Origin of the sequence: Ensifer sp. YR511 (assembly GCF_900103045.1) — a bacterium.
Classification (GTDB): domain Bacteria; phylum Pseudomonadota; class Alphaproteobacteria; order Rhizobiales; family Rhizobiaceae; genus Ensifer; species Ensifer adhaerens.
On sequence record NZ_FNGR01000006.1, the window covers coordinates 303,487 to 325,717 of the forward strand.

21 protein-coding genes are annotated in these 22,231 nt (G+C 64.1%); 13 read left to right on the forward strand and 8 right to left on the reverse strand.

Going from position 1 to position 22,231, the window contains the following annotated elements; all coding sequences use genetic code 11:
* Nucleotides 1-61 precede the first annotated feature (61 nt).
* The 3 genes from BLU15_RS14390 (at nucleotide 62) to BLU15_RS14400 (ending at nucleotide 4,602) form a co-directional block, all read left to right on the forward strand.
* Entirely contained in the window at nucleotides 62-2,617 is a 2,556-nt protein-coding gene (locus BLU15_RS14390; protein WP_244546748.1) for a spermine/spermidine synthase domain-containing protein, read from the forward strand.
* 204 nt (nucleotides 2,618-2,821) lie between these two features.
* Nucleotides 2,822-3,352, forward strand: coding sequence for an L-2-amino-thiazoline-4-carboxylic acid hydrolase (locus BLU15_RS14395; protein WP_090296044.1), 531 nt, complete (start codon nucleotides 2,822-2,824; stop codon nucleotides 3,350-3,352).
* Nucleotides 3,349-4,602: a Zn-dependent hydrolase gene (locus BLU15_RS14400; RefSeq protein ID WP_244546749.1), complete on the forward strand. Its 1,254-nt coding sequence runs from the start codon at nucleotides 3,349-3,351 to the stop codon at nucleotides 4,600-4,602. The genes BLU15_RS14395 and BLU15_RS14400 overlap by 4 nt, the downstream gene beginning before the upstream one ends.
* A 69-nt stretch (nucleotides 4,603-4,671) precedes the next feature.
* Here BLU15_RS14400 and BLU15_RS14405 read toward each other — a convergent pair whose 3' ends face one another.
* Nucleotides 4,672-5,349: an isochorismatase family protein gene (locus tag BLU15_RS14405; RefSeq protein WP_034799134.1), complete on the reverse strand. Its 678-nt coding sequence runs from the start codon at nucleotides 5,347-5,349 to the stop codon at nucleotides 4,672-4,674.
* A gap of 169 nt (nucleotides 5,350-5,518) precedes the next feature.
* Nucleotides 5,519-6,388, reverse strand: coding sequence for a pirin family protein (locus BLU15_RS14410; RefSeq protein WP_034799131.1), 870 nt, complete (start codon nucleotides 6,386-6,388; stop codon nucleotides 5,519-5,521).
* A gap of 121 nt (nucleotides 6,389-6,509) precedes the next feature.
* Between BLU15_RS14410 and BLU15_RS14415 the strand changes: the two genes are divergently transcribed.
* Nucleotides 6,510-7,430: a LysR substrate-binding domain-containing protein gene (locus tag BLU15_RS14415; RefSeq protein WP_060601599.1), complete on the forward strand. Its 921-nt coding sequence runs from the start codon at nucleotides 6,510-6,512 to the stop codon at nucleotides 7,428-7,430.
* 17 nt (nucleotides 7,431-7,447) lie between these two features.
* Here BLU15_RS14415 and BLU15_RS14420 read toward each other — a convergent pair whose 3' ends face one another.
* Nucleotides 7,448-8,677, reverse strand: a complete 1,230-nt coding sequence (locus BLU15_RS14420) for an ROK family transcriptional regulator (protein ID WP_034799127.1) — start codon at nucleotides 8,675-8,677, stop codon at nucleotides 7,448-7,450.
* 232 nt (nucleotides 8,678-8,909) lie between these two features.
* Between BLU15_RS14420 and BLU15_RS14425 the strand changes: the two genes are divergently transcribed.
* The 6 genes from BLU15_RS14425 to BLU15_RS14450 all read left to right on the forward strand — a co-directional run bounded on the left by BLU15_RS14425 (nucleotide 8,910) and on the right by BLU15_RS14450 (nucleotide 15,090).
* Entirely contained in the window at nucleotides 8,910-10,148 is a 1,239-nt protein-coding gene (locus BLU15_RS14425) for an extracellular solute-binding protein (RefSeq protein WP_034799124.1), read from the forward strand.
* A gap of 173 nt (nucleotides 10,149-10,321) precedes the next feature.
* Nucleotides 10,322-11,203, forward strand: coding sequence for a carbohydrate ABC transporter permease (locus BLU15_RS14430; protein WP_034799121.1), 882 nt, complete (start codon nucleotides 10,322-10,324; stop codon nucleotides 11,201-11,203).
* On the forward strand, nucleotides 11,203-12,048 hold the full coding sequence (locus BLU15_RS14435) for a carbohydrate ABC transporter permease (RefSeq protein WP_034799119.1): 846 nt from the start codon (nucleotides 11,203-11,205) through the stop codon (nucleotides 12,046-12,048). Before BLU15_RS14430 ends, BLU15_RS14435 begins: the two co-directional genes overlap by 1 nt.
* 5 nt (nucleotides 12,049-12,053) lie before the next feature.
* Complete coding sequence (locus BLU15_RS14440) at nucleotides 12,054-13,070, forward strand: SIS domain-containing protein (RefSeq protein ID WP_089043819.1); 1,017 nt, start codon at nucleotides 12,054-12,056, stop codon at nucleotides 13,068-13,070.
* 2 nt (nucleotides 13,071-13,072) lie between these two features.
* Nucleotides 13,073-14,008 carry a carbohydrate kinase family protein gene (locus BLU15_RS14445; RefSeq protein ID WP_060586063.1) on the forward strand — a complete coding sequence of 312 codons (936 nt, stop codon included), beginning with the start codon at nucleotides 13,073-13,075 and terminating at the stop codon, nucleotides 14,006-14,008.
* A complete protein-coding gene (locus tag BLU15_RS14450; RefSeq protein ID WP_090296047.1) occupies nucleotides 14,005-15,090 on the forward strand; it encodes an ABC transporter ATP-binding protein in 1,086 nt (361 codons plus the stop codon). Before BLU15_RS14445 ends, BLU15_RS14450 begins: the two co-directional genes overlap by 4 nt.
* A gap of 66 nt (nucleotides 15,091-15,156) precedes the next feature.
* Here BLU15_RS14450 and BLU15_RS14455 read toward each other — a convergent pair whose 3' ends face one another.
* The 4 genes from BLU15_RS14455 to BLU15_RS14470 all read right to left on the reverse strand — a co-directional run bounded on the left by BLU15_RS14455 (nucleotide 15,157) and on the right by BLU15_RS14470 (nucleotide 18,177).
* Nucleotides 15,157-15,927: an amino acid ABC transporter ATP-binding protein gene (locus tag BLU15_RS14455; RefSeq protein WP_034799101.1), complete on the reverse strand. Its 771-nt coding sequence runs from the start codon at nucleotides 15,925-15,927 to the stop codon at nucleotides 15,157-15,159.
* 13 nt (nucleotides 15,928-15,940) lie between these two features.
* Nucleotides 15,941-16,603: an amino acid ABC transporter permease gene (locus tag BLU15_RS14460; protein ID WP_034799100.1), complete on the reverse strand. Its 663-nt coding sequence runs from the start codon at nucleotides 16,601-16,603 to the stop codon at nucleotides 15,941-15,943.
* A gap of 5 nt (nucleotides 16,604-16,608) precedes the next feature.
* Nucleotides 16,609-17,271 carry an amino acid ABC transporter permease gene (locus BLU15_RS14465; protein WP_090296049.1) on the reverse strand — a complete coding sequence of 221 codons (663 nt, stop codon included), beginning with the start codon at nucleotides 17,269-17,271 and terminating at the stop codon, nucleotides 16,609-16,611.
* 66 nt (nucleotides 17,272-17,337) lie between these two features.
* Complete coding sequence (locus tag BLU15_RS14470) at nucleotides 17,338-18,177, reverse strand: transporter substrate-binding domain-containing protein (RefSeq protein WP_060521812.1); 840 nt, start codon at nucleotides 18,175-18,177, stop codon at nucleotides 17,338-17,340.
* Between the two features lie 162 nt (nucleotides 18,178-18,339).
* On the opposite strand from BLU15_RS14470, the gene BLU15_RS14475 reads away from it, so the two are divergent.
* Nucleotides 18,340-19,398, forward strand: a complete 1,059-nt coding sequence (locus BLU15_RS14475) for a D-TA family PLP-dependent enzyme (protein ID WP_090296052.1) — start codon at nucleotides 18,340-18,342, stop codon at nucleotides 19,396-19,398.
* Between the two features lie 57 nt (nucleotides 19,399-19,455).
* On the opposite strand, the gene BLU15_RS14480 is transcribed toward BLU15_RS14475, so the two are convergent.
* Complete coding sequence (locus BLU15_RS14480; protein WP_090296055.1) at nucleotides 19,456-19,971, reverse strand: dihydrofolate reductase family protein; 516 nt, start codon at nucleotides 19,969-19,971, stop codon at nucleotides 19,456-19,458.
* Between the two features lie 159 nt (nucleotides 19,972-20,130).
* Between BLU15_RS14480 and BLU15_RS14485 the strand changes: the two genes are divergently transcribed.
* Together BLU15_RS14485 and cysT are read left to right on the forward strand one after the other, a co-directional pair.
* Entirely contained in the window at nucleotides 20,131-21,168 is a 1,038-nt protein-coding gene (locus tag BLU15_RS14485) for a sulfate ABC transporter substrate-binding protein (protein ID WP_371589933.1), read from the forward strand.
* A gap of 122 nt (nucleotides 21,169-21,290) precedes the next feature.
* Nucleotides 21,291-22,151, forward strand: coding sequence for a sulfate ABC transporter permease subunit CysT (cysT, locus tag BLU15_RS14490; RefSeq protein WP_210336617.1), 861 nt, complete (start codon nucleotides 21,291-21,293; stop codon nucleotides 22,149-22,151).
* Nucleotides 22,152-22,231 lie beyond the last annotated feature (80 nt).

Here is a 22,231-nt window from a genome sequence, read left to right on the forward strand (position 1 = left end):
GAAGGCGGCGCCTGGTGTGCCGCCTTCTCTTCCTGCCTTTGTTAAGAGATGGCGTGCCGCAATGACGAAGACCGTTCCGCCCGCTCGATCGGTGATTTTCGAGGAGTCGAATGAAGGCACCTCGGCGGCAAAGCGGACGCACATCGCTCCGGCAGCCGCGGCATTCCTGCTCTTCCTCTCCGGCACCGCCGCTCTGGTCTTCCAGGTTCTCTGGATCAAGCAGCTTTCGCTGGTCACCGGCGTCGATGTCTATGCGGTCAGCACCGGGGTCAGCGCCTTCTTCCTCGGCCTTGCGCTCGGCAGTTTTGTCCTTGGCCGTGCCGGCGACCGTTCCCGCCAGCCGCTCCGCCTCTATGCCCTGCTTGAAACCGGGGTCGCCATACTCGGCGTCGGCGTCACCTTCATACTTTCCAGAATCGCGCCGGTCTTCGTCGCGATTGAGGGCACCAGCCCGCTCGCCGCCTGGGCCCTGCTGGTCCTGATCGTGGCGACGCCAGCCTTCCTGATGGGTGGCACCCTGCCGGTCCTGCTGCGGGCGCTAAACGCCGCAGCAGGCAGCGTCGCCGCGAAGGGCGGCAGGCTCTATGCCGCCAATACGCTCGGCGCGATCGCCGGGTGCCTGGCGGTCTCTTTCGTTCTCATTCCCGCCCTCGGCGTTCAGGCGACAGGGCTTGCGGCAGCGGGGCTCGGCCTTGTCGCCGCAGCGATCGCGCTTTCCCTGAATGTGCCTATCGCCCGGGAACCTGTTCAAGGGACACTCCCTGGGGAAACGCGTAGCGCTAACGGTTCGCGGCTGGCGCTTGTCCTCTATGCCATCGCCGGCGGTATCGCCCTTGGCTATGAAGTGGCCTGGTCGCAGGCGATCGTGCAGTTCATCTCCACCCGCTCCTTCGCCTTTTCCGTGGTGCTTGCCACCTATCTTTCTGGCCTTGCCCTCGGCGCCGCCCTTTTTGCGCGCCGGAGCGAGCGCCTGTCCGACCCCTGGGGGGCCTTCGGCTTGTTGATCACGCTCGCCGGCCTGGTGGCGCTCGCCGAACTTGCGCTGCTTGGCCCCTGGCTGACGGCGCTGCAGACCAGCGCTGAGGCCGCCGTCGCCGACGTCACCGGTAGCATCTTTGCCGGCATGTGCGCGCGCTTCCTCGTCGCCGCACTGACGATCGTCTTTATCCCGACGCTGATCCTCGGCGCCGCCTTCCCGGTCGCCCTCAGGCTCGCCGTCGACCCTGAACACGCCGGCCGCGACACCGGCCGGGTTCTTGCCTTGAACACGCTCGGCGGCATTTTCGGCACGCTTCTGACCGGCTTTGTGCTGATCCCGTCTCTCGGTATCGTCAGAAGTTTTTCCGTCCTCGCCATTGCCGCAGCCGCAATCGGGCTCGTCGCCGTCAGTCGCGGACAGGGCGGCTGGATGGGCCGGCGGCTACTCGCACCGGCTCTCGGCACCCTCACCGTGCTGATCGCCGTCATCGTGCCGTCGGATCGGCTGGCGAGCCTGCTCAACCTTTCGCGCGGCAATGGCACGATCGTTTCCTATGAAGAGGGTCTCGGCGCCACCGTCGCCGTCATCGAACAGGGGCAGCCCGACCGCCGTTTCCGCCGCCTTTACATCCAGGGCGTTTCCAACACCGGCGATGCCATGCCGTCGCTGCGCTACATGCGGCTGCAGGCGCTACTGCCGCTCGTCATCCACAAGGGCGAGCCGAAATCGGCTCTGGTCATCGGTCTCGGTACCGGCATCACCGCCGGTGCGCTGCTCGCCTATCCCGGCCTCGACCGGCGCGTTGCCGCCGAACTCCTGCCCTCGGTCGCCCGCGCCTCGACGCTCTTTGCCGGCAACTTCAATGCGGCTGGCGATAGCCGTCTCGACGTGCGCGTAGCCGACGGCCGGCGCGAACTGATGCGGAGCCAATCCCGCTACGATCTGATCACGCTCGAACCGCCGCCGCCCTCGGCCGCCGGCGTGGTCAACCTCTACTCGTCCGACTTCTATCGCCTGGCGCGTGAGCGCCTCGCGCCGAACGGGCTTGTCGCGCAATGGCTGCCGATCGCCACTCAGAACGACGAGGACACCCGCGCGCTCGTGCGCAGCTTCCTCGACAGTTTCCCGCATGCGACGCTCTGGTCGACCGAACTGCACGAGATGCTGCTCATTGGCTCCATTGAGCCGCAGGAGCTTGACGCTTCCCGCATTGCCGCCCGGCTCGCCGACCCGACGCTTGCAGCAGCGCTTCGCGACGTCGGCATTTCCGGACCGGCCGACCTGCTCGCGACCTGGATGTCCGATCGCACCGGGTTGGAGCGCTATGCCGGTTCGGCCCTGCCGGTCACCGACGACCAACCGCGGATCGAATATGCAAGCTGGGTTCGCCCCGACGAGTTGCAGCGCACGGTGCCGGCCCTGGTTGCCCTCCGCAGCAAGGCTCCGCTTCTCGGCGCGGACCCGGCGTTCGACAAATCCGTGACGGATGCCCACAACCGGCTGATGCTGTTCTATCAGGCCTCGCTGAATGCCTATGCCGGCTACCGCGACGAGTGGGCGCGCGACATGGAATTGCTGATGCGCGTAGAGCCGACCAATCCCTATTACCGCTGGTTCGTTTCAAGCAGCGAGCGCTGACGGCACAGCGCCGATTCCGGGCGCTACACCACGCGGCTATGCATATTCCCCAAAAAGCGGGAATGATTCCTGCGCGGTCGGAGATTGGCGCAAAATATTTGCACAGCATTCGATCGTTCCGGTACGGATTTGCAACACGGAAGCATCGACAGGGTAGTAAACTGCCCCTGTTCTTCTGCCCTTAGGCAGACAGGGAGGCATTGCATGGAAAAGACGGACAATCAAAACGCCGACTCGCGCGTCGCGATGGATGGCGAGATCGGAATTCTCGCGCGCCGCCGCATCGAGGCCGGCATCATCGCGCCAATCTATGAGGCGATGCGCGAGGAGATCGGCGAGGAGCGCGCCCAGGCGATCCTCGACAAGGCGATCACCAAGGCCGCGATCGAGGCGGGCCGGACCTTTGCCGCCAAGACACCCGGCGGCACCAACCTGCGCACCTTCCAGGAACTTCAGGATCTCTGGACCCAGGACGACGCGCTGGTCATCGAGGTCACCAAGGCGACGGACGAGGAATTCCACTACAACGTCAAGCGCTGTCGCTACGCCGAGACCTATCGCGAGATGGGCCTCGGCCATATCGGACACCTGCTGTCCTGCAACCGCGACGGCCTCTTCTGCACCGGCTACGACCCGCGCATCACGCTGGAGCGCACCCAGACTGTAATGCAGGGCGCCTCCCATTGCGATTTCCGCTATCGGCTCAACAAGGACGCGCCGGAGCAGCAGAAATGAGCGCCGAAGCCATGCGCAGCGAAACCAGCCGCATCAACACGCCGGCGACAAGCGGCGACCGGCTGTGGGCCGACATCGTCTCGACCGCGCGCTTCGGTGCTGCGGGCAAGGGCGGGGTCACGCGGCTGACATTGACCGAGGAGGATCGTGAAGTCCGCGACTGGTATGTCGCGGAATGCCGCGCGCTCGGCTGCACGGTCGAGATTGACCCCATCGGCAACATCTTTGCGACCTATGCCGGCGAGGACATGTCGCTGCCGGCGATCGCCGTCGGCAGCCATCTCGATACCCAGCCGCAGGGCGGCCGCTTCGACGGCATCCTCGGCGTGCTCGCCGGTGTCGAAATCCTGCGCACCCTCAAGGAAAGCGCCACCCGGCTTCGCCATCCGCTCGTGGTCGTCAACTGGACGAACGAGGAAGGCTCCCGCTTCTCGCCGGCAATGCTGGGCTCCGGCGTCTTTGCCGGCGCGCTGGCGCTCGATGACGCCCAGGCGCGCACCGACCGCGAAGGTGTCACGGTCGGTTCGGCGCTCGATGCGATCGGCTATCGCGGCAAGGCCAAGATCGATCCGGCTTCCTTTGCCGCCTATGTCGAGCTCCATATCGAGCAGGGGCCGCTGCTCGAAGCGTCGGCGACCGAGGTCGGTGTCGTCACGGGCATCCAAGGGCTGCGCTGGTTCGATGTCACCATCACGGGCACGGAGGCGCATGCGGGCAGCACGCCGATGGCGCAGCGCGACGATGCACTTGTTGCGGCGGCCGAAATCGTCCTTGCCGTCCGCGACATCGCCCGTCAAAACCCGCCGGGTGTGGGCACTGTCGGTTTCGTCGAGGTCGGGCCGAATTCGCGCAATGTCGTGCCCGGTTCCGTTCGGCTCCAGATCGACATGCGCCATCCTTCCGAGACCGGGCTGGATCAGATGCAAGCGGCCCTTGAAGAGGCTGTCCGCAAGACTGGGCCAGGTGTCGCCTTGAATCACATCTGGTCGAAGGCGCCTGTCGTTTTCGATCCCGTAATCATCGACGCCGTGCGCGCCAGCACGGAAGCGCTCGGCTACTCGGCGAATGACATTGTCTCCGGCGCCGGGCATGATGCCGCCCATATCGCGACAATCACCCCGACTGCCATGATCTTTGTGCCATCCAAGGACGGGCTCTCGCACAACGAGGCGGAATATACCGCGCCCGAGGCATGCGCCCGCGGCGCAGAAGTCCTGTTCCAGACCATTCTGGAAATCGACCGCCGCTAATCATCAAGACAAAACACCCACTGCAGGATATCTGCCGTGGGTGTTTCATTCGCTTGCCCGACGCGGGCCTTAGCCGCGCTGCGAGTCGAGCTGTTCCTGATCCTTCTCGACCTGCTGGGCCTTGAGGTAGCTCTCGATCAGCAGCTGATATTCCGGGAAGATCTTGGTGTAGATCTCGGCCCACTGCTGGGCGTCGTCGCGGTGCCATGTGCGCTGCAGTTCGGAGGCGACGGCTGCCGTATCCATCGGCACCACGCCGGCCTGAACGACACGGGCAAGGGTGATCTCCTCAGCCATCTTCGAATAGGTGCCCGAAGCGTCGACGACGACGAAGACCTTGTAGCCGTCATGCACGGCGCTGATCGCCGGGAAGGCCATGCAGACGCTGGTGATCGTGCCGGCGATGATCAGGGTCTTGCGGCCGGTTTCCTTGACGGCGGCGACGAAGTCCGGATTGTCCCAGGCGTTGATCTCGCCGCGGCGGGCGACATACTTGGCATGCGGGGCATTGGCATGGATTTCCGGGATCAACGGGCCGTTCGGGCCCTGCGGCACGGAGGCCGTGGTGATGACCGGCATTTTCGTCAGCGTCGCCATGCTGGCAAGCGCTGCCGCATGGGCCCGAAGCTTCGGCATCGGCATGTCGTTGACGGTCTGGAACAGGCCGCTCTGGTGGTCGATCAAAAGCATCACCGCATCATCGGGATCGATAACCGGGCGCTGTCCGTTGAAGTTTGCAGGTGTCATGGTCTTGCTCCTTGTTGGCTTGATCGCATGGCTGCATTCGGGAAGCAGGCATGCGTTCGGGTTCCCCGAAGCGCATACCTGCGCTTCGGCGTTGGGATTGAGGGGCGGCACCGCCCGGTCTCCTGTTCAGTCGTGGTTCATTCCGTGTTCGCGATGCGGTCTCGCGCGGCTAAACGCTCGCGATCTTGCCGAATCGACCGGACTGGAAGTCCGTCATCGCCTGCCTGATTTCCTGTTCGGTGTTCATGACGAAGGGGCCGTACATGGCGACCGGTTCGTCGATCGGTTCGCCGGTCAAGATGAGCGCCGTCGCATCTGAATTGGCGTCCAGCGTAATGCCGCCCCCGTCGCGGCCGAAGAGAACGAATTGCGCCTCTCCCACAAGATCGCTACCGTTGACGAGCACATTACCGCGCAGGACCGCGAGGCCGAGCGAATGGCCCTCGGGTAGATCGAGGCTGAGCGAGCCTCGCTGCTTCAGGCGCAGGTCCCAGAGGTTGATTGGCGTGAAGGTGCGCGCCGGCCCTTGCGTTCCGGCGTAGCTTCCGGCGATCACCCTGAGCGATCCCGCACCATCCGGCAGGCTGACCGTCGGAATGTCGCGATCGAGCAAGGTCTGGTAGCCGGGATCGACACTCTTGTGGGCGGCCGGCAGGTTGACCCAGAGCTGCACCATTTCGAGCGTGCCGCCTTCGCGTGTGAAGCGCTCCGAATGGAACTCCTCATGCAGGATACCGCCCGCAGCCGTCATCCATTGCACGTCACCCGGACCGATATGGCCGCCATTGCCGGCGGAGTCGCGATGGTCGACCTCGCCCTGGTAGACGATCGTCACCGTCTCGAAGCCGCGGTGCGGATGCACACCGACGCCGCGCGGCGTGACACCAGGGGCAAAATTCATCGGCCCAGCATAGTCGAGCAGAAGGAACGGGCTCACATGATCGCCGGCGCGGTCGCGCGCCAGCAGCGAACGGACCGGGAAGCCATCACCAACCCAATGCGGATGCGCATTCCCGAAGATGCCGAGTATCTTTCTCATGGCTGTTTCTCCTTGGTCTCGCCATGTCAGCGAGAGCGTTGGAGGGAAGATACGTCTGCACCAAATCTGGCGGTAGACAGCCATATCGGTCTACAGTGTCCTGAAAACAGGACAAACGCCCATGCAGGATTTGAACGATCTCAAGCTGTTCGTCGACGTCGTCGAACAGAACGGCTTTGCCGCCGCGGCCCGGAAACTGAACATGCCGCGCTCGCGCCTGAGCCGTCGCATCGGCCTTCTCGAAGAGCGCCTCGGGGTGCGGCTGGTGCAGCGCTCGACGCGCCACTTCGTCATCACCGAGATCGGACGGGAATATTACCGCCACTGCGTCGCCATGCTGGTGGAGGCCGAGGCGGCGCAGGAAATGATCGACCGCACCCGTTCCGAACCGCAGGGCGTGGTTCATGTCAGCTGCCCGTCGTCGGTCGTCTATTTCCAGGTGGGCGAGATGATCGCGCGCTTCATGGCCGAATGCCCGAAGGTCGAGGTGGTGCTCGAAAGCACCAATCGCCGCGTCGACGTCCTGCGCGAAAGCATCGATGTCGCCATCCGCGTGCGCTTCCCGCCGCTCGAGGAAAGCGATCTCGTCGTCAAGCGGTTCGCCGAGAGCAAACAAAGGCTGGTCGCCAGCCCCAGGCTGCTTGCCGGTTTGAGCAACCCGCCGGCACCGGCGGATCTCGGCGGCCTGCCGAGCCTTGCCTGGAACCCCGACCGCCAAAGCCACGACTGGCGGCTCGACGGTCCCAACGGCGCGACCGCGATCGTCCGACATCGGCCACGCCTCGTAACCGAAGACATGGTGGCCCTGCGGCTCGCCGCGCTCAACGGCGTCGGCATCTGCCAGCTGCCGACCATGGTCGTGCGGCAGGACCTGAAGGACGGCACGCTTGTCGACGTGCTGCCCGATTGGGCGCCGAAGGCCGGCATCATTCATGCTGCCTTCCCGTCGCGGCGCGGCCTGCTTCCCTCCGTCCGCGCCCTGCTCGATTTTCTCGGCACCGAATTTGCGGAACTCGCCCGTCTGGACGAACCCCGGACCTGATCGTCTAAAGCCGGCGGTCAGACGGCGGCGCCGGCCCGGGTCTTGAGGATCGCGGAAAAGCGCGGATCGAAGGTCCGGCTGATCGGCTCGGCGGCAGCGCCGATCGCCACCGCCCAGGGGTCGGTGAAGCCGACCTGCAGCCGAGGAAGTGTACGGTCTCGCCGGTCGGCGATCGACGGAAGCAGCGGCATCATCGCGTCGGTCAACAGGCGCGCAAGGCCCGGCGGCAGGCCACCGCAGAGGATCACCGTCTGCGGGTCGAAGATCGTTTCCAGCGCCTGAACAGCCGCGCGCATTTCAAAGGCAGCGGCGTCGATCCACCGCAGCAGCCTTTGGTCGGGGCTCTCTGCCACAGCATCGATGCGTGCATAGAGGTCCGGATCGGCCGGGTCGAGGTCGAGAAGCTTGCACAGCGAAGCGATCGAGGCGCGGTGTTCGAGCGGCATGCGCTCGTCGGAGCTGGCCCCGCGCGGCAGGCTGAGGATCATGCCGATCTCGCCGGCATTGCCGTTCGCGCCGCGATAGAGTTCGCCGTTGAGGATCAGGCCCGCGCCGAGGCCATAGCCGAAGTAAATGCAGATCGCATGATCGACGCCATGCGCCGCCCCGACCATACGCTCGGCGGTGGCGGCTGCAGCGGCGTCATTCTGCAGGCCGACATCGAGCCCGGTGCCCGCGGCAAGCGTTTCGAGCAACGGAAAGTTCTGCCAGGCGGCCATCATCCAGGGGTCGTCGGCATCGGCCTCCACGCCGAAGGGACCCGGCATGGCAGCACCAAGCCCGACCAGGCGATCCTCCGAATGCGGCGCAAGCGCCGTCAGGTCACGGCGGGTCTTTTCGATCAGCTCCAGGATGGTCCTGACCCCGGTCGCCGGCCCGCCGGCCGGCAGGTTGGCCTCGCCGCGGGCGAGCACCCGGCCGACGAGATCGACCGCGATCGTACGCGTCACGTGCCGGTCGATCTGCAGCCCGATTGCGAACGCGCCTTCCGGCACCAGCCGGTAGGGCGTCGAAGGCTGCCCGCGGCCATTACGCACTGCTTGCAGTGACTCGACCAGCCCGTCGCGCTCCAGATCCTCGATGATGTTGGAAACGGTCTGCTTCGTCAGCGCCGTCGCGCGGGCAAGTTCCGCGCGGGACAATTGGCCGTTCAGTCGCAACGCGTCGATCATGACGCGGCGGTTATGCGCGCTCGTCCCCTCCTGATTGGTGCCGCTCTTCGCCCGGATCAGGCGCATATCGTTCATCCAAAAACCCCTCTTGACACTGTTAGAATATTGAACAAAAAATAAGTCAAGACAATTGACTTAATAGAAGCCGAAAAGAGCTTCGGGGGAACGACAGCGGCGGCAGGACCGACCGCGAGCGCTCCAATTGTTATGTCGACAGCCGCTTTGTGAAGAGCGGACTTCTCGCATGCGGCGTGCCGCATAAGGCATGCCGGGAAATCTGAAACGCTTATGTCATTGGGAGGTAGGAATGTTGAAATCCATAAGAACGACGCTGCTTTGCGCGACCCTTGCCGGCGTCTCATTCGCTGGCCACGCGCATGCTGAAACGACGCTCAACGCACTGTTCATGGCGCAGGCCGCCTATAGCGAGGCGGATGTACGCGCCATGACCGAGGCCTTCACCAAGGCCAACCCGGATGTGAAGGTCAATCTCGAATTCGTTCCCTATGAAGGCCTGCACGACAAGACCGTGCTGGCACAGGGCTCCGGCGGCGGCTACGACGTCGTGCTCTTCGACGTGATCTGGCCGGCCGAATATGCCGCCAACAAGGTGCTCGTCGACGTCACCGACCGCATCACCGACGAGATGAAGTCCGGCGTGCTGCCCGGCGCCTGGACGACGGTCGAATATGACGGCAAGCGCTACGGCATGCCCTGGATCCTCGACACCAAGTACCTGTTCTACAACAAGGAAATCCTGGAGAAGGCCGGCATCAAGGCACCGCCGAAGACCTGGGACGAGCTTGCCGAACAGGCCAAGGTCATCAAGGACAAGGGTCTGCTCGCAACCCCGATCGCCTGGAGCTGGTCGCAGGCCGAAGCCGCGATCTGCGACTACACCACGCTTGTCAGCGCCTATGGCGGCAAGTTCATCGATGGCGGCAAGCCGGCCTTCACCTCTGGCGGCGGTCTCGACGCGCTCAACTACATGGTGACGAGCTACACCTCGGGCCTGACCAACCCGAACTCCAAGGAATTCCTGGAGGAGGACGTGCGCAAGGTGTTCCAGAACGGCGAAGCCGCCTTCGCTCTCAACTGGACCTACATGTACAACCTCGCCAACGATCCGAAGGAAAGCAAGGTCGCGGGCAAGGTCGGCGTCGTGCCGGCACCGGGCGTGGCCGGCAAGAGCGAAGTCTCGGCTGTCAACGGCTCGATGGGCCTCGGCGTCACCTCGACCAGCAAGAACCCGGACGATGCCTGGAAGTACATCGTCTACATGACCTCGCAGCAGACGCAGAACACCTACGCCAAGCTCAGCCTGCCGATCTGGGCCTCCTCCTATGAGGACGCCAGCGTCACCAAGGGCCAGGAAGAGCTGATCGGTGCTGCCAAGCTTGGCCTCGCTGCCATGTATCCGCGTCCGACAACCCCCAAGTACCAGGAACTTTCGACCGCCCTTCAACAGGCGATCCAGGAAGCGCTTCTTGGCCAAGCCTCGGCCGAAGACGCCCTGAAGACGGCGGCCGAAAACAGCGGCCTTTGAGCCGCCCTCCCAAGCCCCGGGCGGGAAACCGCCCGGGGACCGCGGGAATTGGCGGCGCCGCCGCAACGCTTTAACACTTTGATTTGGCGCATCATTCGCTTGGGTCGATTACGGTCCGGGGCAATATGCGATAGCATGACGGGGCTCCCTAGGCCCGAGAAGGTTTCCATCCTATGTCCGGCACCTGGATAACAACGCGCGCATGGCTGCTCATGCTGCCACTGCTGGCGGTGATGATCGCCGTCATCGGCTGGCCGTTGATCGACACGATCAGGCTTTCCTTCACCGACGCCAAGCTCGTCGGCACCGAAGGCACGTTCGTCGGCTTCGACAATTATGCCAAGATGCTTGGCGGCTCGAATTTCCAGCGTGCGTTCATCACGACGACCTGGTTCGCGGTCGTCTCCGTTACCGCGGAAATGGTGCTGGGCGTACTCGCAGCCCTGCTGCTCAACCAGCAATTCCGCGGCCGCACGGCGCTCAGAGCCCTGATGATCCTGCCCTGGGCGCTGCCGACCGTGGTCAATGCCACGCTGTGGCGGCTGATCTACAACCCGGAATACGGCGCGCTGAACGCCGCCCTGTTGCAGTTCGGAGTGATCGACAGCTACCGCTCCTGGCTCGGCGAACCCGGCTCGGCGCTGGCGGCATTGATCGTCGCCGATTGCTGGAAGAACTTTCCGCTGGTCGCGCTGATCGCGCTTGCCGCCCTCCAGGCCGTGCCGCGAGATATCACCGCCGCCTCGCTCGTCGATGGCGCGGGGCCCTTCAACCGTTTCCGCTACGTGATCATGCCCTATCTCGCAGGCCCGCTGCTGGTTGCGCTGGTGCTGCGCACCATCGAGGCGTTCAAGGTCTTCGACCTCATCTGGGTGATGACGCGCGGTGGTCCGGCCAACAGCACCCGCACCCTGTCGATCCTGGTCTATCAGGAAGCCTTCTCCTTCCAGCGGGCGGGATCCGGCGCGTCGCTGGCGCTGATCGTCACCCTGCTCGTCACCGTGCTCGCCGTTGCCTACGCGGCCATGGTGCGCAAAGCCGCGGGAGCCTCGTGATGGAACGCCAAAGCCCACTCTTTACCGTTTTCGTCTATGCGGCAGCACTGCTCTTGGCGGCAATCATTCTCGCCCCCATCCTCTGGCTCTTCGTCATGAGCATCTCGTCGGCCGCCGACCTCTCGGCGAAGCCGCTCAACTGGTGGCCGGAGGAAATCGACCTCTCGCGCTACCGGCTGCTTCTCTCGACGATCGAGAACAGCGCGGGTGCGGCCTTTACCGCTTCGCTGTTCAACAGCCTGAAGGTCGCCGGCATGGCGACGCTGGCAGCGATCGCGGTCGCCATTCCGGCCGCCTGGGCGGTGTCGCGCACGTCAAATGTCTCCTGGTCGCTCTATGCGGTGATCGCCACCTACATGCTGCCGCCGGTGGCGCTCGCAGTGCCGCTCTACATGGGGCTTGCCTATCTCGGGCTTCTGAATTCGGTGTTCGGCCTGGCCCTCGTCTACCTTACCATCCTCGCGCCCTTCACCACCTGGCTGCTGAAATCCGGCTTTGATTCCATTCCCAAGGAGATCGAGAGTGCCGCGATGATCGACGGCGCCCGCCTCGACCAGATCCTGAGGCTCATCACCCTGCCGCTCGCAGCACCCGTCATGGCGACATCGGCACTCTTTGCCTTCCTGCTTGCCTGGGATGAATTCTTCTACGCGCTGCTCTTCACGTCGGACCTGCGCGCCAAGACGCTTACGGTTGCCATTTCCGATCTCGCCGGCGGCCGTGTCTCCGATTACGGGCTGATCGCCACAGCCGGGGTGCTGGCCGCCCTGCCCCCGGTACTGATCGGCCTCGTCATGCAACGTGCCCTGATCTCCGGGCTTACCAGCGGCGGTGTGAAGGGATGACGGCCATGACCACTTCGGAACGCCCCGCAGGGCTCGCCGCAATCGATCGTGAAATGGCGCGCCAGGCCGCCGATGCGGTCGCCTCCGTCCGCGGCGCAGCGCCGCGCGCCGCAGAGATTGCCCGCTCGCTGAAAGCGACCGGCAAACTCTTGCTGCTCGGCATGGGCGGCTCGCATGCGGTCGGCCGCGCTGTCGAACCGCTCTACCGCGCTCATGGCATCGACGCCGTCGCCCTGCCGCTTTCAGAGCAGCTCGGCCAGCCGCTGTCGATCGAGGACAAGACGATCCTCATCACTTCGCAGTCCGGCGAAAGCGCCGAAGTGCTGCGCTGGTTCGCCGAGACCGATGGCGGAACGCCGCACACGTTCGGGTTGACGCTGGAAGGTGGCTCCTTCCTCGCCAGCAACGCGCCTTCGCTGGTCGGCGTCGGCGGCACCGAAAAGGCCTTTGCTGCTACCCGCAGCCTGACAATCAGCTTCGCCCTGCACCTCTCCGTCCTCGCAGCCCTCGGCGATGACACCGGCGAAGCGCTTTCCGCGTTGGAAAACCCGCAATCGCCGGATACGTCCGCAGCGCTTGCCGCCCTGAGCAACGTCCGCTCCGTCGTCACCTCAGGCCGTCGCCTGCAGGGCCTCGCAGAGGCGATCGGTCTCGGCTTGACCGAACTCTCGCGCCTGCCCTGTTTCTCGCTCGAAGGCGGTCAGCTCCGGCATGGGCCTATGGAAATGCTCGGCCCTTCGGTTGGCGTCGTTCTCTTCCGTGGAGCGGATGCAACCGCCGGGCTCGTTCGCGCTATGGCGATCTCGGCCGCCGAAGCCGGTTCGCCGGTCATCGTCTTCGACGCTTCCGGCGAGGCGGCGAGCGATGGTGTCACCACCATTCCCTTTGCGCCGGCCACTGGCCTCGCGGCAATCTTTGCCATGCTGCCGGTCGCCCAGTCCTTCATGATCGCCTTTGCGGCGGCCCGCGTCGAAAATGCCGGCACCCCCGTGCGCTCGACCAAGATTACCCGGAGCGAATAACGATGCGTCCTCTTGCCGTGGTCGGCAACGCCAATGTCGACCTCATCCTCGGGCCGGCGGCCCCCTGGCCGAAAGCTGGAACCGAAATCATCGTCGACCATGACGAGTTGCGCGTCGGCGGCTGCGCCGGCAACAGCGCGCTCGCCTGGGATTCGCTCGGCGTCGACTACGCAATCGCGGCCAATGTCGGCAACGACCAGTTCGGCACCTGGCTGAGGCAGGCCTTTCCCGAGCGGTCCGAGGCGTGGCCGGTCGAAAATGTCGGGACCACGCTCTCGGTCGGCATTACCCATCCCGACGGCGAGCGCACCTTCTTCACCACGCGCGGACATCTGCCGCTCCTCACCTTCGAGGAAGTCCGGGCGATGCTCGAGGGCGAGAAGCTGCGCGGCGGCTACGCGCTTCTGACCGGCTCGTTCCTGACGGACGCATTGACGGCCGAATACGATCGTTTCTTCGACTGGGCCGATGCGCACGACATTGCGGTGGCACTCGACACTGGCTGGCCGCTCGACGGCTGGACGGAGGCGAACTGCGCCGCGACCATCGGCTGGATGAAGCGCTGCCGGCTCGCGCTGTTCAACGAGGTCGAAACGACGACGCTGACGGGTGTCACCGACCCGGCCGAGGCGGCAGGCGAACTCCGAAAACATATGCCCGAAGACGCGATCGTCGTCGTCAAGCGCGGACCACACGGCGCGATCGCCATTGACGCGGAAGGCCGCCTTTCATCGTCGCCAGCACCCGTCGTCACCGTGGTCGACACGATCGGCGCCGGCGACGTCTTCAATGCAGGCTTCCTCGCGGCACTTGCCGCCGAAATGCCGCTCGAAGCCTGTCTGCGCACCGGCGTCGCCATCGCTTCCGAGGCGATCTCCACCCTGCCGCGCAGCTACGGCCAACCGCTTTCGTCCTACCTTCAGGAGACCGGCGCATGAGCGCTCTTGCCATAGAGAACATTCACAAGCGCTATGGCGAAGTCGAGACGCTGAAGGGCATCGACATCGCGCTCGAAAGCGGCGAGTTCCTGGTCCTTCTCGGCTCATCCGGCTGCGGCAAGTCCACGCTTCTCAACATCATCGCCGGACTGGCGGAGCCAAGCGGCGGTGACATCCGCATCGGCGAGCGCTCAATTCTGGGCGCGCATCCGAAGGATCGCGACATCGCCATGGTGTTCCAGTCCTATGCGCTCTACCCGAACATGAGCGTTGCGCGGAACATCGGCTTCGGCCTGGAGATGCGCAAGGTTCCGGTCGCGGAACGCGAGAAGGCGGTAAAAGAAACCGCCAAGCTGTTGCAAATCGAGAACCTGCTCGAGCGCAAGCCAAGCCAGCTCTCCGGCGGCCAGCGCCAACGCGTCGCGATCGGCCGCGCACTGGTGCGCAATCCGCAGGTCTTCCTCTTCGACGAGCCGCTGTCAAACCTCGACGCCAAGCTGCGCATGGAAATGCGCACCGAGCTCAAGCGCCTGCACCAGATGCTGAAGACGACTGTCGTCTACGTCACCCACGACCAGATCGAGGCGATGACGCTTGCGACCCGTATCGCCGTCATGCGCGACGGGAGGATCGAGCAACTGGGCACGCCGGAAGAGATCTACGACCGGCCCGCCACGCTCTATGTCGCCGGCTTCGTCGGCTCGCCGCCGATGAACATCTTGGATGCGACCGTTGCTCAGGGCCAGGTGACGATCGCCGGCGGTGATCAGGCAATCGCCCTGCCGCCCCATTTTCGCGGTGTGGTCTCCGATGGTCAGCGCGTCAAGATCGGCATCCGCCCAGAAGCGCTGCGGCTGGCCTCCAGCGACGAGACTGCGCCGCAATTCAAGGCGCGCGTCGAAGTGGTCGAACTGACAGGCCCAGAACTTGTCACCACGGCACGGATCGGTGAGCAGCGCATCACCGCCTGCCTGCCACCGCGCAGCTCGCTTCTGGCCGGTGACGAGCGCGCCTTTAGCATCGAGGCGGATGCGCTGCATCTCTTTGATCCGCAAAGCGGCCGGTCGCTGGCGAAAGGCTGAGCCTTTCGCGACGAACAAGAGCCGACCGTCGCTGCCGCGGCGGCCGGCCCGATCATAGCCCCCACATCAATTGAACGACGAGCTTTTCAGGAACTCCGCCAGGCGCTCGGTCTGCGGCTTCACGAACATTTGCTTCGGGTTGCCCTCTTCGCCGATGCGGCCCTGGTTCATGAAGATCACGCGCGTCGAGACCTCATAGGCAAAGCGCATTTCGTGGGTGACGAGCAGCATGCTCATGCCGTCTTCGGCAAGCCCCTTGATCACCTGCAGCACCTCGTTGACGAGTTCCGGATCGAGCGCCGAGGTCACTTCATCGAACAGCATCAGCTTCGGGTTCATTGCGATCGCCCGGGCGATCGCCACGCGCTGCTGCTGGCCGCCGGAGAGCTGGCCGGGATAGTGATCCATGCGTGAGAGCAGCCCGACACGGTCCAGCCATTTCTCGGCAACCGCCCGCGCCTCATCGCGTCCCATACCGCGGACCTTCATCAGGCCGAGCATGATGTTTCTGGCCGCGGTCATATGCGGGAAGAGGTTGAACTGCTGGAAGGCCATGCCGGTCATCGCCCGCTGGCGGGCGATTTCCTTTTCCTTCTTGCGGCGGCGTTGGCCGCCCACGGTCTCGTAGCCGATCTCCTGGCCGTCGATGCGGATCGAGCCGCCCTGGAACTCCTCCAGCATGTTGATACAGCGCAGCATCGTCGTCTTGCCCGAGCCGCTGGAGCCGATGATGGAGATGACCTCCCCTTGCGCCATGGTGCAGTCGACGCCCTTCAGCACTTCGACGGCGCCGTAGCGTTTGTGGAGGTCACGGATTTCAAGCAGTGTCTGGGTCATCGGAGCCGAAGCCTCAGGATGGAACAGCGGTCTTGCGTTCGACGTAACGGCCGAAACGCTCGATGCTGTAGTTGATGACGAAATAGAGGAAGCCGGCGAAGAAATAGAACTCCAGGCTCATGAAGCTGCGGGAGATCTGCTCCTGGGTGCGAAGCAGAAGCTCGGCGACGCCGATGATCGACAGAAGCGTCGAGGCCTTGACCATCTCGGCCGCCGTATTGACCCAGGCCGGCAGCGCCTGCCGCAACGCCTGCGGCCCGAGCACGTAGACGAAGGTCTGCGAGAATGTCAGGCCGATGGCTTTCGCCGCCTCCGTCTGCCCCTTCGGGATCGCCTGCAGGGCGCCGCGGACGAGTTCGCCGACATGCGAACTGCAGAAGACCGAGAGCGCCAGGATGCCGGCCTGGAAGGGCCCGAGATCGATACCGACGGTGCTAAGCACATAGTAGCTCGCCAGAACGAGCACCAGCACCGGCGTGCCACGGATGAAATCCGTATAGCCTCGCACGACCCATTGCACCGGGCGATAGCCATAGGTGAGCGCCAGGCCGACGAAGACGCCGAGCACCGTTCCGACGACGATCGACAGGAAGGAGATCGAGATCGAGACACCAAGCCCCTTCAGCAAGGGAATGCGGGCGAGCCAGAGCTGGTCGAGAAATGCTGGAAAATCCATGGCGATCACCTCGGCACGGAGAGACGGCGCTCGACCGCGCGCATAAAGGCAGCCAATACCGAGCAGGTGGCGACATAGAGGCAGCTCGCAACGATCCAGGTTTCGATCACCCGAAAGGTCTCGACATTGATCTTGCGCGCCTCGAAGGTCAGTTCGGGTACTGCGATCGCGGCTGCAAGCGAAGTGTCCTTGAACAGCGAGATCATCGTGCTGCTCAAGGATGGCAGGACGTTGCGCAGCATCAAGGGAAGGATGATCGAGGTGCGTATCTGCATTTCCGTGAGCCCGATCGCCAGCCCCGCCTCGCGCTGCCCCGGCGGAACTGAAAGCAGCCCACCGCGGAAGACTTCGGCGAGATAGGCGCCGGAATAGATCGCCAGCGTCAGCACGAAGCTCTCGATCTTGCCGAGCCTGACGCCGAGCTGCGGCAAGGCGAAGTAACTGAACAGCACCAGCACCAGGATCGGCGTGTTGCGGATGACGGTCACATAGAGACCGGCCGGCTTGCGCAGGAACAGGTTTTTCGACACCAGCCCGAAAGCGGTGACGAGACCGATCAGGCAACCCGCAAGGATTGCCGCGAATGCGAGGCCGAGACTGAGCGCCAGCCCTTCGAGCAGAAGATCGAAAGAGCGCCAGACGGCGGCAAAATTCAGAGTATAGCCCATGTTTCAGCCACCCATGCCGAAGGACGGAGGACGACCCCGCAGGCGGCGGGATCGCCCCGGAGAGGCTTACTTGTACTCGACCGGGAATCCGATCTGCGGCGGAGCAAGGTCCTTGCCGAACCAGGTCTTGAACGACTTCGCATAGAAATCGAACTCGACGCCGGTCATCGCCTCGTGCAGTGCGGTGTTGACGAAGTTCAACCAGTCCTGGTCGCCGCGCTTGACGCCGCAGGCATAGGTCTGCGGGTTCCAGCCGTAGCCGGCATCCTTGTAGCGGTTGGGGTTCTGCGTCATGTACCAGGCGAGCGACGACTGGTCGGTGGCGACCGTGTCGGCACGACCGGATTCCAGCGCCTGATAGATGAGGTCGACGGACTCGTACTGGTCGACCGTCGCTTCCGGCAAGGCGGCATGCACCATGGCCTCGGCATAGACGTTCTGCAGGACGGATACGGTGACGGACGAGCCGCCGGCCTTGAGCGCAGCGTAATCGGCATATTTGCCGTCGGCCTTCAGCATCAGGCCCACGCCCTCGCGATAGTAGGGAATGGTGAAGGCGATCTGCTGCGCGCGCTCACCGGTCACCGTCATGAACTGGCAGGTGATGTCCACCTTGTTGGTGGTGATGTTCGGAATGCGGGCGTCGGACGACTGGTTGACGAACTCGATCTTCTCCGGATCGCCGAAGAGGGCCTTGGCGATGATGCGCCCCATGTCGACATCGAAGCCCTGCAGCTTGTCGTCGGCGCTTTTGAAATGCCACGGCGCATTGGTGCTGCCGGTGCCCATGACCAGATGGCCGCGGGCGATAACTTCGTCCAGCTTGCTCGCCGGCTCCTGGGCCAAGGCCGAGCCGGCCATAGCCATGACTGCGACGGCAGCCGCTGCAAAAACGGTCTTGCTCATTTCATTCCTCCCTTTTTTAGCCTCCCCACCATTATTCTATTACTATGCATCATAATCTTGAATAATGGATTGACGTATCAAAGGCCCGCGGTCATATCTTGTCAAGGGCAGTTGAGGTAGTTTCGCCCCGATCCTGCGCCGCCCAAGAGGAGTTGAGTCGCGATGCCCCTGCCGATCGAAACCCCGGCCGTTCTCGTCGATCTTGAAATTGCCAAGCGCAACATCGAGCGCTTTCAGGCCTATGCGGATGAGCACGGCATTCGCGTGCGCCCCCACATCAAGACGCACAAGCTGCCGCAGATGGCCGAGCTTCAACTTCAAGCCGGCGCCATCGGCATCACCTGCCAGAAGGTCACCGAGGCGGAGGCAATGGTTGCGGGCAGCGACCGGATCAAGGACGTGCTGATCACCTACAACATTCTCGGCGACGCCAAGATGGCGCGGCTGGAGCGGCTCAATGACCGCGTTTCGCTCTCGGTCGTCGCCGACAGCGAAACGGTCATCGACGGGCTCGCCGGCTATTTCGCCGACAAGGACAAGCCGCTGCACGTGCTTGTCGAATGCAACACCGGCGCCGATCGCTGCGGTGTCGGCTCCCCGGCAGAGGCCGCCAAGCTCGCCCGCCGGATCGAAGAGGCAAAGGGGCTCGTGTTCGGCGGCCTGATGACCTATCCGCCCGTCAACGGCCAGGCGAAGGTCCAGGCCTTCATGAGCGAGGCGAAGCAGTTGATCGAGGCCGACGGCATCATTGTCCCCGCCATCACCTCAGGCGGCACGCCGAGCATGATGCATGCCGACGGCGCGCCTGTTGCCAGCGAATACCGCCCCGGAACCTATATCTACAACGACCGCTCGCTGGTTTCGCGCGGCGTCGCCGGCTGGGACGAGTGCGCGCTGACGGTGCTTGCGACCGTCGTCTCGGTCCCCTCCGAGAACCGCGCCATCATCGATGCCGGCAGCAAGGTGCTGACCTCGGATCTACTCGGCCTCACCGGCTACGGTCACGTGCTCGGCCGCGACGACATCCGCATCGACCAGCTCTCTGAGGAACACGGCCGCCTCGTCACCGACGGGCCAATCGGGCTCAAGGTCGGCGAGCAGCTGAGGATCGTGCCGAACCACGCCTGCGTCGTGACCAACATGTTCGATGCCGTCCATATCGTCGAAGGCGACAGGCTGAAGGATATCTGGCCGGTGGTGGCGCGCGGCCACGTGCTTTAGACGGTCGCCATAGTTGAGCGGCGCGTTTGCCGCGCCGCCACTCTTGACGCTCCGCGCTCAGCGGACCCGGTCATAAACGAGCGCGATCTTGCCCCGCTCACCCGTCTCCTGGTGCGCAACGCGCCACGTCGTGCCCGGCAGGCCGTCCTCGAAGAGCCGCGCGCCACCTCCTGCAATCTCCAGGCAGATCAGCAGATAGGGCCTGTCGATCATGTCGGCCGAAAGGAGCGACTTAATGAGGCTGGCGCTGCTGTTGACGAGAATGTCACCTTCGCCGGACGCCTTGAGGTCTGAAACGACGTCCATCACCGATCCATTCGCGATCCGCGTGCGCTCCCAGGGAGCTTCGGTCAGCATCCTCGAAAACACCACCTTTTCCGCCCCGACCAGCCCGTCCGCATAGCCGCGGTCGCGAGAGTCGGCCGCTTCGCCCCCGGCAACCGCCGACCAGTAACCGAGGAAACCTTCGGCGTTCAGCCGGCCGAGCACGGCCGTCGTCGCCTCCTCGCAGATGCGCGCCAAATATTTCCGCCGCCGCGCATTTTTTCTGGACAGCGGCTTCGCGCTCTCCATGTATTCTGTCGTTGGTTTGGCGCGGTCGCGGAGGCGGTTGCAGGCAAACCGTTCCCGAAAAGCCCGACAAAACGATAGGACATTTCCCCATAGCTGCTTCTGGCGTCATCGGTTTACGTTGTAGCAGTCGACAAAATTGATAGTTTTATCTGGTAACCAATGGAGGTCGAAATGGTCTTTGGACGAATTACCGGAATGGTGGGACTGGCAATCGTGCTCGGAGGCCTGCAGCTGGGAGCTGCAAGTGTTGCGTTTGCCGACACGACGATCCTGAACGTGTCTTATGATCCGACACGAGAACTCTACAAGGACTTCAATGCTGCCTTTGCCGAGAAGTGGAAGGCGGACACCGGTGAGACCGTGACGATCCAGACGTCGCACGGCGGTTCGGGCAAGCAGGCCCGCTCGGTCATCGACGGCCTGCAGGCCGACGTTGTGACGCTGGCGCTCGAAGCGGACATCGACGCGATCGCCAAGGAAACCGGCAAGATCCCGGCAGACTGGAAGTCGAAGTTCGAAAACAACAGCGCGCCCTACACGTCGACGATCGTGTTCCTGGTGCGCAAGGGCAACCCCAAGGGCATCAAGGACTGGGGCGATCTGGTCAAGCCCGATATCCAGGTGATCACGCCAAACCCGAAGACCTCGGGCGGCGCGCGCTGGAACTTCCTCGCTGCCTGGGCCTATGGCCGCTCCGCCAATGGCGGTGACGACGCCAAGGCGCAGGAATATGTGACCGAGCTCTTCAAGCACGTGCCGGTGCTCGATACCGGCGCGCGTGGCGCTACGACGACCTTCGTGCAGCGCGGCCTCGGCGACGTGCTGCTCGCCTGGGAAAACGAAGCCTACCTGTCGCTCGAGGAACTCGGCCCCGACAAGTTCGAGATCGTCACGCCGTCGATCTCGATCAAGGCGGAGCCGCCCGTAGCGCTCGTCGACGGCAACGTCGACACGAAGGGTACACGCAAGGTGGCGGAAGCCTATCTCGGCTACCTCTACAGCGATGCCGGCCAGAAGATCGCGGCCAAGCACTACTACCGGCCGTTCAAGCCGGCAGCGGCAGACCCGGCCGATATCAAGCGGTTCGGCGAACTGAAGCTCGTCACCATCGAAGACTTCGGCGGCTGGAAAGAAGCCCAGCCGAAATTCTTCGGCGACGGCGGTGTCTTCGACACGCTCTACAAGCCGGGCCAATAAAACCTGAACAGCGCGCGCAGCCGGCGAGCCCGGCTGCGCGCGCTGCTTCGCGTCGCGCCGGGCCGAGCCCTCGAGCGAAGCGCGTTTCATCGTGCCGCGTAAAGACTGCAAAGGTAGTGCCATTGACGGATGCGACGAAGACTGCACCCTGGCGATTTCGCCAGCCGAGTGTTTTGCCTGGATTTGGATTGTCGCTCGGGATCACGCTGAGCTGGCTGGTTCTGATCGTGTTGATCCCGTTGTCGGGACTGGTGTTTCGGGCCAGCGGGCTCGGCTGGGCGCAGTTCGTGGCGCTGGCGCTTGATCCGCGCACGCTCAATGCCTTGAAGATCTCCTTCGGCACGGCCTTTATCGCTGCCGTTATCAATCTCGTCTTCGGCGTCATCCTCGCCTGGGTATTGGTGCGCTACCGGTTCCCCGGCAAACGGGTGATCGACGCCATGGTCGACCTGCCGTTTGCGCTGCCGACCGCGGTTGCCGGCATTGCGCTGACGACGCTCTATGCCCCGAACGGCTGGATCGGCCAGTTCCTGGAACCACTTGGCATCAAGATCGCCTTCACCCCGGCCGGCATCGTCATTGCCCTGATCTTCGTCGGCCTGCCCTTCGTCGTCAGGACCGTGCAGCCGATCATGGAGGAGATCGACAAGGAAGTGGAGGAAGCTGCCGCCACCCTTGGCGCCAGCCGCTTCCAGACGATCAGCCGGGTATTGCTGCCGGGGCTCTTGCCAGCCGGCCTCACCGGCTTTGCGCTCGCCTTTGCCCGCGGTGTCGGCGAATACGGCTCGGTGATCTTCATCGCCGGCAACCTGCCTTATGTCTCGGAGATCGCGCCGCTGCTGATCGTCATCCGGCTCGAAGAGTTCAACTATGCGGCTGCGACAGCAATTGCCGCTGTCATGCTGGCGATCTCGTTTGCCATGCTGCTCCTCATCAACTCGATCCAGGCCTGGAGCCGGCGGAGATATGTCTATGTCGCATGACCTGACCGCCGCCTCAGCACCCAGTCCCGGTCTCAGTCCGGCCTCCGGCCCTCGCGCCGCCCTGCCGGAACTGGCCGCCG